11 protein-coding genes and 1 tRNA gene are annotated in these 14,178 nt (G+C 67.8%); 1 reads left to right on the top strand and 11 read right to left on the bottom strand.

Going from position 1 to position 14,178, the window contains the following annotated elements; all coding sequences use genetic code 11:
• Positions 1–39: 39 nt before the first annotated feature.
• From LK10_RS01805 to LK10_RS01795, 3 genes are all read right to left on the bottom strand, one after another.
• Positions 40–261, bottom strand: a complete 222-nt coding sequence (locus tag LK10_RS01805) for a hypothetical protein (RefSeq protein ID WP_043119699.1) — start codon at positions 259–261, stop codon at positions 40–42.
• Positions 258–1,448 carry an inorganic phosphate transporter gene (locus tag LK10_RS01800; protein ID WP_043119696.1) on the bottom strand — a complete coding sequence of 397 codons (1,191 nt, stop codon included), beginning with the start codon at positions 1,446–1,448 and terminating at the stop codon, positions 258–260. Before LK10_RS01800 ends, LK10_RS01805 begins: the two co-directional genes overlap by 4 nt.
• 139 nt (positions 1,449–1,587) lie before the next feature.
• A tRNA-Leu gene (locus tag LK10_RS01795) sits at positions 1,588–1,669 on the bottom strand.
• 202 nt (positions 1,670–1,871) lie between these two features.
• Between LK10_RS01795 and LK10_RS01790 the strand changes: the two genes are divergently transcribed.
• Positions 1,872–2,519 carry an ANTAR domain-containing response regulator gene (locus LK10_RS01790; RefSeq protein ID WP_408021428.1) on the top strand — a complete coding sequence of 216 codons (648 nt, stop codon included), beginning with the start codon at positions 1,872–1,874 and terminating at the stop codon, positions 2,517–2,519.
• Between the two features lie 123 nt (positions 2,520–2,642).
• Here LK10_RS01790 and pyk read toward each other — a convergent pair whose 3' ends face one another.
• The 8 genes from pyk to LK10_RS01755 all read right to left on the bottom strand — a co-directional run bounded on the left by pyk (position 2,643) and on the right by LK10_RS01755 (position 14,123).
• Positions 2,643–4,127, bottom strand: a complete 1,485-nt coding sequence (gene pyk, locus LK10_RS01785; protein ID WP_043119694.1) for a pyruvate kinase — start codon at positions 4,125–4,127, stop codon at positions 2,643–2,645.
• An 83-nt stretch (positions 4,128–4,210) separates the two neighbouring features.
• Positions 4,211–5,668, bottom strand: coding sequence for a glutamate synthase subunit beta (locus tag LK10_RS01780; RefSeq protein WP_043119693.1), 1,458 nt, complete (start codon positions 5,666–5,668; stop codon positions 4,211–4,213).
• The gene (gltB, locus tag LK10_RS01775; protein WP_043119691.1) at positions 5,661–10,271 is read right to left on the bottom strand and encodes a glutamate synthase large subunit; all 4,611 of its coding nucleotides are present in this window, start codon (positions 10,269–10,271) and stop codon (positions 5,661–5,663) included. Before gltB ends, LK10_RS01780 begins: the two co-directional genes overlap by 8 nt.
• Positions 10,272–10,403: 132 nt before the next feature.
• A complete protein-coding gene (locus LK10_RS21645) occupies positions 10,404–10,571 on the bottom strand; it encodes a hypothetical protein (RefSeq protein WP_156143989.1) in 168 nt (55 codons plus the stop codon).
• 157 nt (positions 10,572–10,728) lie between these two features.
• Positions 10,729–11,583 carry a tryptophan synthase subunit alpha gene (gene trpA, locus LK10_RS01770; protein ID WP_081998203.1) on the bottom strand — a complete coding sequence of 285 codons (855 nt, stop codon included), beginning with the start codon at positions 11,581–11,583 and terminating at the stop codon, positions 10,729–10,731.
• Complete coding sequence (gene trpB, locus LK10_RS01765) at positions 11,580–12,929, bottom strand: tryptophan synthase subunit beta (protein ID WP_043119789.1); 1,350 nt, start codon at positions 12,927–12,929, stop codon at positions 11,580–11,582. Before trpB ends, trpA begins: the two co-directional genes overlap by 4 nt.
• Positions 12,930–13,029: 100 nt before the next feature.
• A complete protein-coding gene (trpC, locus tag LK10_RS01760) occupies positions 13,030–13,860 on the bottom strand; it encodes an indole-3-glycerol phosphate synthase TrpC (RefSeq protein ID WP_043119689.1) in 831 nt (276 codons plus the stop codon).
• On the bottom strand, positions 13,860–14,123 hold the full coding sequence (locus LK10_RS01755; RefSeq protein WP_043119687.1) for an HGxxPAAW family protein: 264 nt from the start codon (positions 14,121–14,123) through the stop codon (positions 13,860–13,862). Before LK10_RS01755 ends, trpC begins: the two co-directional genes overlap by 1 nt.
• Between the last annotated feature and the right edge of the window lie 55 nt (positions 14,124–14,178).

Genomic DNA, 14,178 nt, shown 5'->3' with positions numbered 1-14,178 from the left:
AGCGTAAACCGACGGGGCCCCCAGCAGGAGGTCGGCCCCTCAGTGGAAGTACGGCACGATGAGGTACACGCCGAAGAGGACCGCGGCCCCGGAGAGCACGTAGCACGCGCGGCTCGCTGCCGCGAGAACGCCGCGCCCAGACCGCCGTGGGTCCTCGCTCTCGGCTCCTAGGCGGATCCCGAGCGCGAAGAACAGCACGATGCACCCAGCGCCGAGCACGGTGGCGATGGCGACGACGACGAACGCTGCCCAGTCGATCAACTGATGCCCCCCTTCCGGGTCCGCTTGCGGGGCGGGAAGCTGACCGCCTCGCCTGCCTCTTCCACCTCGACGACGTCGTTGTGGCCCACGCGCTGGCGCCTGCTGATCGCGAACATCCACACGATGGACGCGGCACCGACGACCGCGATGATGATCACTCCCAGCGGCCCGGTGCCGACCACGAGGGCCGCGATGGCGCCGACCAGTGCAGCAGCCGGCAGCGTGAGGACCCAGCCCAGCGCGATCCGGCCGGCAGTCCCCCAGCGGATCGACGTGCCTCGGCGCCCCAGCCCTGAGCCGATCACCGAGCCGCTCGTCACCTGGGTCGTCGAGAGCGCGAAGCCGAGGTGCGACGAGGCGAGGATGGCCGCTGCCGTGCTCGACTCGGACGAGAAGCCCTGAGCCGGGCGGACTTCGGTGAGTCCGGTTCCGACGGTGCGGATGATCCGCCAACCGCCCGCGTAGGTTCCCAGGCCGATGGCGGTCGCGCAGGCGAGGATGACCCACCACTGCGGCGAGCTTCCGGGTGCCTGGGCTCCCGCCGCGATGAGAACGAGGGTGATGACGCCCATGGTCTTCTGGGCGTCGTTCGTGCCGTGGGACAGCGCGACGAGGCTCGAGGTGAAGATCTGCCCAATCCGGAATCCTGCGCGGCCCTGATGAAGCTTCTCGCCGGAAGCCGGGTCGCGCCGAGCCGTCACGAGGTAGGCGATGCGGGTGCAGACCCACGCCGAGAGCCCCGCGATGATCGGCGCAGCGATGGCCGGGATGATGACCTTCGAGACGATGCTCGGGAAGTTCACCGACGTGACTCCGATGCCGACGATCGCTGCCCCGATCAGTCCGCCGAACAGGGCGTGGGATGAGCTCGAGGGCAGGCCCCGGAGCCAGGTGAACATGTTCCACACGATGGCGCCGATGAGGCCCGCGAAGATGATTGCGGGAGTGATGTGCACTCCCGGGGCGCCTTCGCGGATGATGCCGCTCGAGATGGTCTTGGCCACCTCCGTCGAGAGGAACGCGCCGACAAGGTTGAGCACCGCGGCGAGGGCGACGGCGGTCCGAGGCTTGATCGCGCCCGTCGCGATGGGCGTGGCCATCGCGTTGGCTGTGTCGTGGAAGCCGTTCGTGAAGTCGAAGAAGAGCGCCAGCGCGATGACGAGCGCGATCATGGCGGTGATATCCACCCAGGTTCCCATCGGAGATCGACGTTGTTGGAGCGCTGTACTCCCCGCCCCAAGCGTTCACCCAGAGTTCACTACCCGGATGCCGCGGGTTTACCCTGCGCCGAGCAACCATCCTAGCCGAGGAATGATTCCATGCCGGTGCCCGAGGAGGGACTCGAACCCTCACACCTTTCGATACCGCATTTTGAGCGCGGCGCGTCTGCCGATTCCGCCACTCGGGCCTGCCGCGCGGCCTGACTGAGCCAACCGCGCGGGACTACTCTACAGGGCAACATCCACAGGCCCAACAGCCGCCACGTCGTCCTCGACCCGACCTCACCGGCCAACAAGTACGCGTGCAGGTGCACCAGCAACTGCGCGGAGGCAATGCGCCCCGGTAGGATCGTGGTAAGTCCACCCCTGAATCTGCAGCAAGGAGCCCGAGTGTCCGAGAAGACGTCGGAGAAGACAGCCAAGCCCACGCCGTCGCCGAAGAGCGCCGCGCCGTCGGACAAGGCACGTGCCGCGCGTCGCGTGGTAGTCGCGGAGGACGAAACGCTCATCCGCCTCGACATCATCGAGATCCTGCGGGGCGAAGGCTTCGACGTGGTCGGCGAGGCCGACAACGGTGAGAAGGCCGTCGAACTGGCAGAGGAACTGCGCCCCGACCTCGTGCTCATGGACGTCAAGATGCCGATCATGGACGGCATCACGGCTGCCGAGAAGATCGTGAAGGCGCGTATCGCGCCCGTGGTCCTCCTCACTGCCTTCAGCCAGAAGGAGCTCGTCGAGCGCGCACGCGACGCGGGTGCCATGGCCTACGTCGTCAAGCCGTTCACCCCGAACGACCTGGTCCCGGCCATTGAGATCGCGCTCTCGCGTCATGAGGAGATCCGCGCTCTCGAGGCCGAAGTGACCGATCTCCAGGAGCAGTTCGCCACGCGCAAGCTCGTCGAGCGCGCGAAGAGCCTGCTCATGACCAAGATGGGACTCAGCGAGCCAGAGGCGTTCCGCTGGATCCAGAAGACGTCGATGGATCGGCGCCTGAGCATGCGCGAAGTCGCCGAGACGATCATCAGCCAAGTGAGCTGAGAATCCTTCCGCGTCCCAGCGGGTGCGCGGGCCGAAGCAAAGCACGACGACGAGGGGCGGCACCCAGCGGGTGCCGCCCCTCGTTGCTCAGCCGACTTGTTCAGTCGGCCGGCTATCAGAGGATCAGACCTCGGGCCACGGCCCCACGTGCTCGCGAGCAGGCTTCACTGCGCCATCGAGCAGCTGGCCGGCATCGGCGAGGTCGCCGACCTTGTGCACGCGCAGAGCGTTCGTCGACCCCGCGACGCCCGGGGGCGAGCCTGCAGCCACGACCACGAGGTCATTTGGCTGAGCCATGCCGGCGCGGAGGAGGTACTCGTCCACCTGGGCGATCATCTGGTCCGTGTGCTCGGCGAACTCCACCATCCGGGGCTGGATGCCCCAGCACAGGCTCAGGATGTTCAGCGTCGAGGTGAGGGGTGTGAACGCGAAGATCGGCTTCTGGGGGCGGAGGCGGCTGAGGCGGCGTGCCGAATCGCCCGACTGGGTGAACGTGCAGATGTACTTCGCGTCGAGCTGGTCAGCGATGGTCACGGCAGCGCGGGTAATCGCACCGCCACGAGTCTTTGGCTGAGACCCGAGCGGGGGAACCCGCTCGAGCCCGTGATCCTCAGTGGACTCGATGATCTTGGCCATCGTCTTGACCGTCTCGATCGGGTACGCCCCCACGCTCGTCTCGCCCGAGAGCATGACCGCGTCCGCGCCGTCGAGCACCGCATTCGCGCAGTCGGAGGCCTCGGCGCGGGTCGGGCGGGGGTTCTCGATCATCGACTCGAGCACCTGAGTGGCGACGATGACAGGCTTCGCCCACCGGCGCGCCAGCTCGATTGCCCGCTTCTGAACGAGCGGAACCTCTTCAAGCGGAAGCTCGACGCCGAGGTCACCACGGGCGACCATAATCGCGTCGAAGGCGTCGATGATCTCGTGGAGCTGATCGACTGCCTGCGGCTTCTCGATCTTCGCGATGACCGGGACGCGCCGCCCCTCCTCGTCCATGATCGCGTGGACTCGCTCGACGTCCTTCGCATCGCGGACGAACGAGAGCGCCACGAAGTCCACCCCACGCTTGAGCGCCCAGCGGAGGTCACTCTCATCCTTGCCGCTCAGAGCGGGAACATTCACGGCAACACCGGGAAGGTTGATGCCCTTGTTGTTCGACACCATTCCGCCCACGACGACCTCAGCCACGACCTTGACGTCGTCGACGGCGGTCGCACGCAGCGCCACCTTGCCGTCGTCGATCAGCAGGGTGTCGCCCACAGCGACATCCTCGGTCAGGCTCTTCAAGGTCGTTGAGCAGATCTCCTTCGTGCCCGGAACGTCCTCGGTCGTGATGGTGAAGACATCGCCGGGGGCCAGCTCGTACGGGCCGTCGACGAAGCGGCCGAGGCGGATCTTCGGGCCCTGGAGATCGGCCATGATGCCGACGGCCTTGTGGAGTTCCGCCGATGCCTTCCGCACGTTCTCGTAGGTCGCGTCATGCACCGAGTAGTCGCCATGGCTCATGTTGAGCCGGGCCACGTCGACGCCGGCCTCGATCACTGCGAGGGTCTTCTCGTAGCTCGAGATGGCCGGCCCAAACGTGGCAACGATTTTCGCTCGTCTCATATACCTCACCCTAGGGGTTGTGTGGTGAACGTGGATGTCTGGGGGATGAACTTCACGGAATTCCGCGGAGCGCGGGGCAAGTGTCAGAGGACAGAGATCGCGCGGTCGGTCGGTGCCACCGGCGCCGGCAGGATCGTGCTGCCCATGAGGAACTTGTCGACCTCCGCGGCGCAGGCCCGCCCCTCGGCGATCGCCCACACGATGAGCGACTGTCCGCGGCCCGCGTCGCCGGCCACGAAGACGCCCGGCGTCGCCGTCATGTACTCGCCGTCGCGCGCGACGTTCCCGCGCTCTTCGAACGGGGCGTTGATCTGCTCGGGAAGCCCTGATTCCTCGGCCCCCGTGAAGCCGAGGGACAGGAGGACGAGGTCGGCAGGAATGACCCGCTCCGTCCCCGCCTTGGGGAGCCGCTTGCCGTCCACGTATTCCGTCTCGGCGACCTTGAGCCCGGTGACCTTGCCGTTCTCGCCGATGTACTCCACCGTCGAGGCCAGATAGGTGCGCTCGCCGCCTTCCTCGTGCGCGCTCGCGACCTCGAAGAGCGTCGGGAACATCGGCCACGGCTGGTGGCCGGGACGCTCGGACGGGGGCTGCTTGCCGATCGCGAGGGTCGTGACTGACGCGGCCTGCTGGCGGTGGGCGGTGCCGAGGCAGTCCGCGCCGGTGTCGCCGCCGCCGAGGATCACGACGTGCTTGCCGCGGGCGTCGATCTGGTTCTCGACCACATCGCCGGCAACAGCGTGGTTGGACTGGACGAGGTATTCCATGGCGAAGTGGACGCCGTCGAGCTCCCGGCCCGGGATCCTGAGGTCCCGCGGGACGGTGGCGCCGGTTGCGACGACAACGGCGTCATACCGGCGGCGCAGCTGGTCCCAGCTCACGTCTCGGCCGACCTCGACGCCAGCGCGGAAGCGCGTCCCCTCGGCCTTCATCTGCTCGAGGCGACGGTCCAGGACCTCCTTCTCCATCTTGAAGTCGGGGATTCCGTAGCGCAGCAGGCCGCCGATGCGGTCGTCGCGCTCGTACACCGCGACTGTGTGGCCCACCCGTGTGAGCTGCTGCGCGGCGGCGAGCCCCGCCGGGCCGGAGCCGACCACAGCTACCGTCTTGCCCGTGAGGCGGGCCGGCGGCAGGGGCTCGACGAAGCCGCCTTCGAAGGCCTGCTCCGCGATCGAGACCTCGATCTGCTTGATCGTGACCGCTGGCTGGTTGATGCCCAGCACGCACGCGGACTCGCACGGGGCGGGGCAGAGGCGGCCGGTGAACTCCGGGAAGTTGTTCGTCGCATGCAGGCGCTCGCTCGCGTCCTGCTCCTTGCCGCGCCACGTGAGGTCGTTCCACTCGGGGATGAGGTTCCCGAGCGGGCAGCCGTGGTGGCAGAACGGGACGCCGCAGTCCATGCAGCGCCCGGCCTGGCGCTTGAGGACGCCGTTCTCCTGGGCCTCGTAGACCTCCTTCCAGTCCATGATGCGGACAGGAACGGGACGGCGCGGCTGCGTCTCACGCTGCCGGACCTTCAGGAATCCGCGTGGATCAGCCACCGGTCACCTCCAGGATGCGAGACCAAACTTCTTCCCCGTCCGGGTCGAGCCCTTCCTCAAGGGCACCCAACCGGGTCTGCTGCACCGCCGCGTAGTCGCGGGGCAGCACCTTCGTCATGCGGGCCGCTGTGTCGTCGAAGTTCTCCAGCAGGCGCTGGCCGAGCTGCGAGCCCGTCTCCTCCACATGCTTCGCGATGAGGTTCCGCACGATGTCGCGATCCTCGTCGTCGAGCTCGAGGAGCGTGAGCTCCCCCGAGTCGAGGGCCTGCGTATTGACCTTCGTCACCTCGAGGTCGAGGACGAACGCTGTGCCCCCGGACATGCCGGCCCCGAAGTTCCGGCCGGTCCGGCCGAGGATCACGGCCTGGCCGCCCGTCATGTACTCGCAGCCGTGGTCGCCGATGCCTTCCACGACAGCGGTCGCACCAGAGTTGCGCACGAGGAACCGTTCGCCCACCATGCCGCGGAGGAAGATCTCGCCGCTCGTGGCGCCGTACCCGATGACGTTGCCGGCGATGACATTGTCCTCCGCAGGGAAGACATTGGTGCGATCCGGGCGGACGATCACGCGGCCGCCCGAGAGCCCCTTGGCGACGTAGTCGTTCGAGTCCCCGAACAGGCGCAGCGTGATGCCGGCCGGCAGGAACGCCGCGAGCGACTGCCCGGCGGTGCCCGTGAGGGTCACGTCGATCGTGTCGGTCGCGAGCGCGTCGGTCCCGAACGTGCGCGTCACCTCGTGCCCGAGCATCGTGCCCACCGAGCGGTCGGTGTTGACGACGGGGAGGCTGATCTTGACCGGGCTGCGGTCCTTGAGCGCTTCCTGCGCCATCTCGATCAGCTGGACGTCGAAGTGCTTGTCGAGCTCGTGGTTCTGGCCGGTCGTGTTGCGCAGCGGGGCGTCCTCGTCGAAGTCCATTCCGGCGAGGATCGGCGAGAGGTCAAGCCCCTCGGCCTTCCAGTGGTCGATCGCGTCCTTCGTGTCGAGGAACTCCGAGCGTCCGATCGCCTCTTCGAGCGAGCGGAAGCCGAGCTGCGCGAGGATCTCGCGGATCTCCTCGGCGATGAATTCGAAGAAGTTCACGACGAACTCCGGCTTCCCGCTGAACCTGGCACGGAGCTCGGGGTTCTGGGTCGCGACCCCCACCGGGCACGTGTCAAGGTGGCACACGCGCATCATGATGCAGCCGGAGACCACGAGCGGAGCGGTCGCGAAGCCGTACTCCTCGGCCCCGAGAAGCGCCGCGATAACCACATCACGTCCCGTCTTGAGCTGGCCGTCGACCTGAACCACCACGCGGTCGCGCAGGCCGTTGAGCATGAGCGTCTGCTGGGTCTCGGCGAGCCCGAGCTCCCACGGGACACCTGCGTGCTTGAGCGAGTTCAGCGGGGAGGCGCCGGTTCCGCCGTCGTGCCCCGACACGAGGACGACGTCGGCCTTCGCCTTGGTCACGCCGGCGGCGACCGTGCCGATGCCCACCTCGGAGACGAGCTTGACGTGGACGCGTGCGCTCGGGTTGGACCGCTTGCAGTCGTAGATCAGCTGCGCGAGGTCCTCGATCGAGTAGATGTCATGGTGCGGGGGCGGCGAGATCAGCGTGACGCCCGGCGTCGAGTGACGCGTCCGGGCGACCCACGGGTAGACCTTCTGGGCCATGAGCTGACCGCCCTCGCCGGGCTTGGCCCCCTGCGCCATCTTGATCTGGATGTCCGTGGCGTTGGTCAGGTACAGGCTGGTCACGCCGAAGCGCCCCGAGGCGACCTGCTTGATGGCCGAGCGACGCTCGGGGTCGAGCAGGCGGTCGGTGTCCTCTCCGCCCTCGCCCGTGTTCGAGCGGGCGCCCAAGCGGTTCATCGCGATCGCGAGCGTCTCGTGCGCTTCCTTGGAGATGGACCCGTAGCTCATCGCGCCCGTGGAGAACCGCTTGACGATGCTCGCGACCGACTCGACCTCCTCGATCGGGATCGCGGGGCGAAGGCCCTCGCGGAACGCCAGCAGGCCACGCAGCGTCATGAGGTTCTTCGACTGGTCGTCCACGCCCGTCGTGTACGCCTTGAACACGTCATACCGGCGCTCCCGCGTCGCGTGCTGGAGGCGGAAAACCGTCTCGGGGTTGAACAGGTGCGGCTCGCCGTCGCGACGCCACTGGTACTCCCCGCCGTTCATCAGCGCCCGATGCGGCTGCTCGATGCCGGAGGCGGGGTATGCCATCTCGTGGCGCGCTGCGACCTCGGCTGCGACGACGTCGAGCCCGACACCGCCGAGCTGGCTGTGGGTGCCCGCGAAGAACTCGTCGACAAGGTCCTGCGACAGGCCGAGCGCCTCGAACGTCTGCGCCCCGCAGTACGACGCGACGGTCGAGATGCCCATCTTGGACATGATCTTCAGCACGCCCTTGCCGAGGCCTTTGATGAGGTTGTAAACCCCGTCCTCCGGCGTGACCCCGGGCAGGTCGCCCGAACGGATGAGCTCCTCCACGGACTCCATCGCAAGGTACGGGTTCACCGCGGACGCACCGTAGCCGATGAGCACCGCAACATGATGGACCTCGCGCACGTCGCCGGCCTCGACGACGAGCGCAGTCTTGGTGCGGTTCGCGCTGCGCAGGAGGTGATGGTGGACCGCCGAGACCAGCAGCAGCGACGGGATCGGCGCCCATTGCGCGTTCGAGTCGCGGTCGGACAGCACAACGTACTGCACGCCCCGGTTGATGGCGCCAGAGACCTGCTCGCAGATCTCGGTCAGCCGTGCCCGCAGAGCCGCCTCGCCGCCCTCGGGGCGGTAGAGCCCGCGGACCTTGATCGCGATCCGGTCGCCGTCCTGATTTTCGATGTTCGCGATCTTCGCCAACTGGTCGTTGTTGACCACGGGGAACGGCAGGATGACCTGCTTCTCCTTGACCTGCCCCATGCTCAGCAGGTTCCCGTTGGGCCCGATCGCGCCGTTGAGGCTCGTGACGAGCTCCTCGCGGATCGCATCCAGCGGCGGGTTCGTCACCTGGGCGAAGGACTGGACGAAGTAGTCGAAGAGCAGCCGCGGCCGCTTCGAGAGGACCGCGACCGGGGTGTCGGACCCCATCGCCCCGATCGGCTCGGCACCCGTGCGCGCCATCGGCCCGACGAGGATCCGCAGCTCCTCCTGGGTGTAGCCGAACGTGCGCTGACGCACGTTCACGGACTGGGGCGTGTGGATGACGTGCTCACGCTCGGGCAGCTCGGCGAGGCGGATGACGTTCTGGTCCACCCACTCCTGCCAAGGGTTCGCCCCAGCGACCTCGGCCTTGACCTCGGCGTCCTCGATGATGCGACCGGCCTCGGTGTCGACGACGAACATCTTGCCCGGCGCGACGCGGCCCTTCTTGACCACCTTCGACGGCTCGACGTCCACGACGCCGACCTCGGAGGCGAAGACGACGAGCCCGTCCTCGGTGACCCAGTAGCGGCAAGGGCGGAGGCCGTTGCGGTCCAACGTGGCGCCGACGAGCGAGCCGTCCGTGAACGAGACGGCAGCCGGGCCGTCCCACGGCTCCATGAGGAGGGAGTGGTACTCGTAGAACGCCCGACGCGCGGGATCCATGGTGGCGTGGTTCTCCCACGCCTCCGGGATCATCATCATGATCGCGTGAGTGATCGGCCGTCCGGAAAGCCAGAGGAGCTCGGCAACCTCGTCGAACGAGGCGGAATCGGAGGCGCCAGGGGTGCAGATCGGGAAGAGCTCCTCGGGGACCTCACCCAGGAGGGGGCTCGAGAGCTGAGACTGACGTGCCCTCATCCAGTTGCGGTTGCCCTTGACCGTGTTGATCTCGCCGTTGTGCGCGATCGTGCGGAACGGCTGGGCAAGCGGCCACGAGGGGAAGGTGTTCGTCGAGAAGCGCGAGTGGACGATCGCAAGCTTCGTCGTGAACCGATCGTCGGAGAGATCCGGGTAGAACGGTTCGAGCTGCGCCGTCGTGAGCATCCCCTTGTAGACGATCGTCCGCGAGGAGAGCGATGGGAAGTAGACGCCATGCTTGTTCTGCGCCCGCTTGCGGATCCGCCAGACTCGTGCGTCGAGATCATTGCGCTCGAGCGCCTCACCTGTGAGCGAGGCGAAGAACGGCTGGGCGAAGCGTGGCATGCACGCCCGCGCCATGGCCCCGACGAGCTCCGCAACCACGGGAACCTCACGCCAGCCGAGGACCCTGAGTCCCTCGGCCTCCGCGAGTGCCTCGATGCCAGCGCGCGCCGCGGCATCCTCGCGGTCCTCAGCGGGGAGGAACGCGATGCCTACGGCGTACTGGCCGAGCGCCGGCAGCTCGAAGTCGACGGTGGCCCGGAAGAACTCGTCCGGGAGCTGGAGGAGAATGCCAGCACCGTCACCCGTCCCCTCGTCGGCTCCGACGGCGCCACGGTGCTCGAGCGCGCGGAGGGCGTGGAGCGCGGCGTCGACGATGTCATGCCCGCCCTCGCCGCGGAGCGTTGCGACGATTGCGAGACCGCACGCGTCCTTCTCCTGGTCCGCGCGGTAGAGCCCAGTGGATGCCGGAAGGGCCGAGAACCGCTCGAACGGCGAGACTGCCTCTCGGGGCTGGTGCTCGACGGCGGAGCCGTGTGTCGGGTGAGTCATGACGAAACGTCCTTCCTCCTGATCGATTCGCGACAGGGGACAACGTTGGCCCCGCGTAGCTGGCCACGAGGGGACCCAGCACGGCGCTGATTACTGGAAATTGTAGGGGCGGCTCCACGCCGCCGAACAGCGTCAGGTGCCTCCTACGTCGGCCCGGCGGAAGTGCTCCCGCGGCCGGTGGTCCACGTCCTTGTGGAGTGAGCATCGCTTGCGGGCGGTGGCCCGGAGCGTGGCGAGCGGGGCGAAGACCCATTCGCGGTCGTGCTCCGCTGAAGGGATCGCGTCCTGAGTGCGGGACACGACTCGTTGGAGACGGCTCGGTGTGTCGCAAGATTACCACGGTCGCCGTATAGCGAGACGGTGAGGTCCGCACGCTGGATGGGCATGGCCTTTCCCGCGCATTGTGTTACGCCCTTCGGCTTTCGCACCTCCGAAAGGGAAGAGGCGAAAGCCGCCGTCATGCGGAGGCGGAGCGTTTGAGACCGCCGCTCAGCTCTGCCGCCAGCTGGCCGACGGCGTCGGGGCCGCCGTCACGGAGGGCACCGACGATGGCTGTTCCGACAATCACTCCATCCGCGTAGGCACCTATCTCGCGTACGTGCTCGGCGTTCGAGACGCCGAGGCCCACGCACACCCGTTCAGCGCCAGCTGCGCGGGCTTCGGCAACAACCCGCTGGGCGCTCTCGTCCACGGCCGCGCGCGCGCCAGTCACGCCCATGAGCGAAACCGCGTACGTGAAACCCCTCGTCGCGGCGACGGTCATGGCCATGCGTTCAGCGGTGGTGGACGGGGCGACAAGGAAGACCCGGTCAAGCCCGTACTTGTCCGAAGCCTCGAACCACTCGGCAGCCTCGTCGGGGATGAGGTCCGGCGTGATGAGGCCCGCTCCCCCGGCCTCCGCCAGACGGCGCGCGAACTCGTCGACGCCCATGCGCATGACGGGGTTCCAGTAGGTCATCACGAGCACGGCGGCGTCGGTGGCATCCGTCACTGCCTTGACGACCTCGAAGACGCTCGCGACGTGGAAGCCGTTCGCGAGTGCCTCGGTCGTGGCGGCCTGGATGACGCTGCCGTCCATGACGGGGTCAGAGTAGGGAATGCCGATCTCGATCACGTCGGCACCGTTGCGAGCAAGCGCGATGGCGGCGTCGATGCTCTCCTGGACGGTCGGGAACCCAGCAGGCAGATACCCCACGAGGGCGGCTCGACCCTCCGCCTTCGCGCGGTCGATCGCGGCCGCTGCCTTGCTCGTCGTCGTACCTCCCACGCCCTTGGCTCCTGCCTCCTGCGCCTGCTGCTCGATTGCGCTCATGCCAACTCCTCCACCGCGCCCGTGCCCTCGCCCGGCACGAAGCCCTTTGGCCGGCGCGTCGAGAGCGTCGTGCCCTTCACCTGGCCGTTCTCATCGAGCATGCCGAACCACTCGGCTGCCGTCTGGACGTCCTTGTCACCGCGCCCCGAAAGGTTCACGATCACGATTCGCTCGGCCGGATTGCCCCCTTCAGCCGCTAGGCGCCGACCAACCTTGATCCCTCCTGCCAGCGCATGCGCGGACTCGATGGCAGGGATGATGCCCTCGGTCCTGCACAGGAGGCTGAAAGCCTCCATCGCCTCGGTGTCGGTGATCGGCTCGTAGGTGACGCGACCGATGTCGTGGAGGTATGAGTGCTCGGGCCCGACGCCGGGGTAGTCGAGCCCCGCCGAGATGGAGTGCGACTCGATCGTCTGCCCGTCGTTGTCCTGCATAAGGTACGAGCGGGCGCCGTGGAGGACCCCGGGTCGACCCAGCGTGATGGTCGCAGCGTGATGCCCGGTCTCGACTCCCTCGCCGCCGGCCTCGAAGCCATAGAGCCGCACGGAGGGGTCGTCCAAGAAGCCGTGGAAGATGCCGATCGCGTTCGAGCCGCCTCCAATACAGGCACAGACCGCATCAGGAAGCGTGCCCGCCTGGGCCAGGATCTGCTCGCGGGCCTCTTCGCCGATGACCTCATGGAAGAACCGGACCATCGCTGGGAAGGGGTGGGCTCCCGCGGCGGTGCCGAGAAGGTAGTGCGTCGTCCGAACATTCGCGACCCAGTCGCGGAGGGCGTCGTTGATCGCGTCCTTGAGCGTCTGCGAGCCGTTCGTGACCGGAACAACCGTCGCGCCGAGCAGCTGCATGCGCGCCACGTTGAGGGCCTGGCGGCGGCAGTCCTCGGCTCCCATGTACACGACGCACTCAAGCCCGAGCAGCGCGGCTGCGGTCGCGCTCGCGACGCCGTGCTGGCCGGCGCCCGTCTCCGCGATGACCCGGGTCTTCCCCATCCGCTTAGCGAGGAGCGCCTGCCCCAGCACATTGTTGATCTTGTGCGAGCCCGTGTGGTTGAGATCCTCGCGCTTGAGGAACACGCGGACCCCCCCGGCGTGCTGGGAGAACCGCTTGGCCTCGGTCAGGAGCGAGGGACGCCCCGAGTAGTTCCGGTTGAGCTCGGCGATCTCGGCGAGGAAGTCCGGATCCTGCTTCGCCTTCTCGAACGTCTCCTCAAGCTCGTCGAGGGCGGCGATGAGCGATTCCGGCATCCAGCGGCCGCCGTAGGCCCCGAAGTAGGGGCCGGGCGCGTGTCGCAGACTGCCCGAGAGGAAGGCGTCGGCCGGGTGGGCCTCGCGCTCCTTGATCACAGCGTCAGAGGCTGCTTCTGGTGAGTTCTGGGCCACCAGTCTCTCCGTCCTTGTTGAAGTCCGCCGGAGAAGGGCGTCCGCGACAGGGCGCCCTTCCGGCTCAGTTCGCGCCGAGTCGCTCGGCGATCGCCTCCGCGCCGCTGCGCTGGAATGCCGCGATCCGCTCCCGCGGGGAGCCGTGGGTCACGAGGGCCTCGCCGACGAGCACAGCGTTTGCGCCGAGAGCGGCGTACTCCGCGACGTCCTCGGGGCTCCGCACGCCCGACTCCGCCACGACAACGGGTCCCGCCGGGATCCGGTCGGCGAGGCGGCCGAACACGGCGCGGTCGACGTCGAGCGTCTTGAGGTTCCGCACATTGACGCCGAGGATGCGAGCACCGGCCGCGATGCCCCGGTCGATCTCCTCTTCCGTGTGCGTCTCCACGAGGGCATTCATGCCCAATTCGTGCGTGAGGTCGAGGAAGCCTTTGAGCTCGGCATCGTCGAGTGCCGCGACGATGAGCAGCACGAGGTCGGCGCCGTGGGCGCGTGCCTCATGGATCTGGTACTCGTCGACCGTGAAATCCTTGCGGAGCAGCGGAGTGCCTACGGCCGAGCGAACAGCATCGAAGTCATCGAGGCTGCCACTGAAGCGGCGCTGCTCGGTCAGCACACTGATGACGGCAGCCCCGCCGTCTGCGTACTGCTGCGCCAGGGCGGCTGGATCCACGATGTCTGCGAGTTCGCCTTTGGAAGGGCTGCGTCGCTTGACCTCGGCAATGACCTTTAGCTCGCGACGCGGCTCCTCGTTGCCCCCGAGGGCGCCGAACGCGTCGAGGGCGGCCGGCCTGGCAGCCGCCGCCTCACGGACGGCAGCGAGCGGGAACGCGCTCCGGCGTGCCTCGAGATCCTCGCGGACGCCGGCGATGATGTCGTCGAGGACAGTCGCCATCAGTGGGTGTTGTTGAGCTTGCTGCCGCCCACTCCATAGCCCGCGCGGCGCATGACCCAGCCGACGATCAGGCCGATCGCGATGATCACGATGCCGGCCCAGAAGATCGGGGAGTTGGCAATGACGAACGCAATGCAGGAGACGAGCGCGCCGATGAGCATGATGAAGACGCAGGTCCATGCGGCCGGGCTGTTCCCGTGGCCAAGATCCTCGCCGTGAAGGACCGCCTTGGTGCTGTCCTGGGAACCGCTCGCGTTGCTCATGTCGTTTTCTCCTCGATTGGGGGTCTTAGGCCATTCTGCCATCTTCGACGCCGGG

Origin of the sequence: Sinomonas humi (assembly GCF_000802235.1) — a bacterium.
In the GTDB taxonomy this organism is placed as follows: Bacteria; Actinomycetota; Actinomycetes; order Actinomycetales; family Micrococcaceae; genus Sinomonas; species Sinomonas humi.
This window is presented reverse-complemented; position numbering and strand designations above follow the sequence as displayed.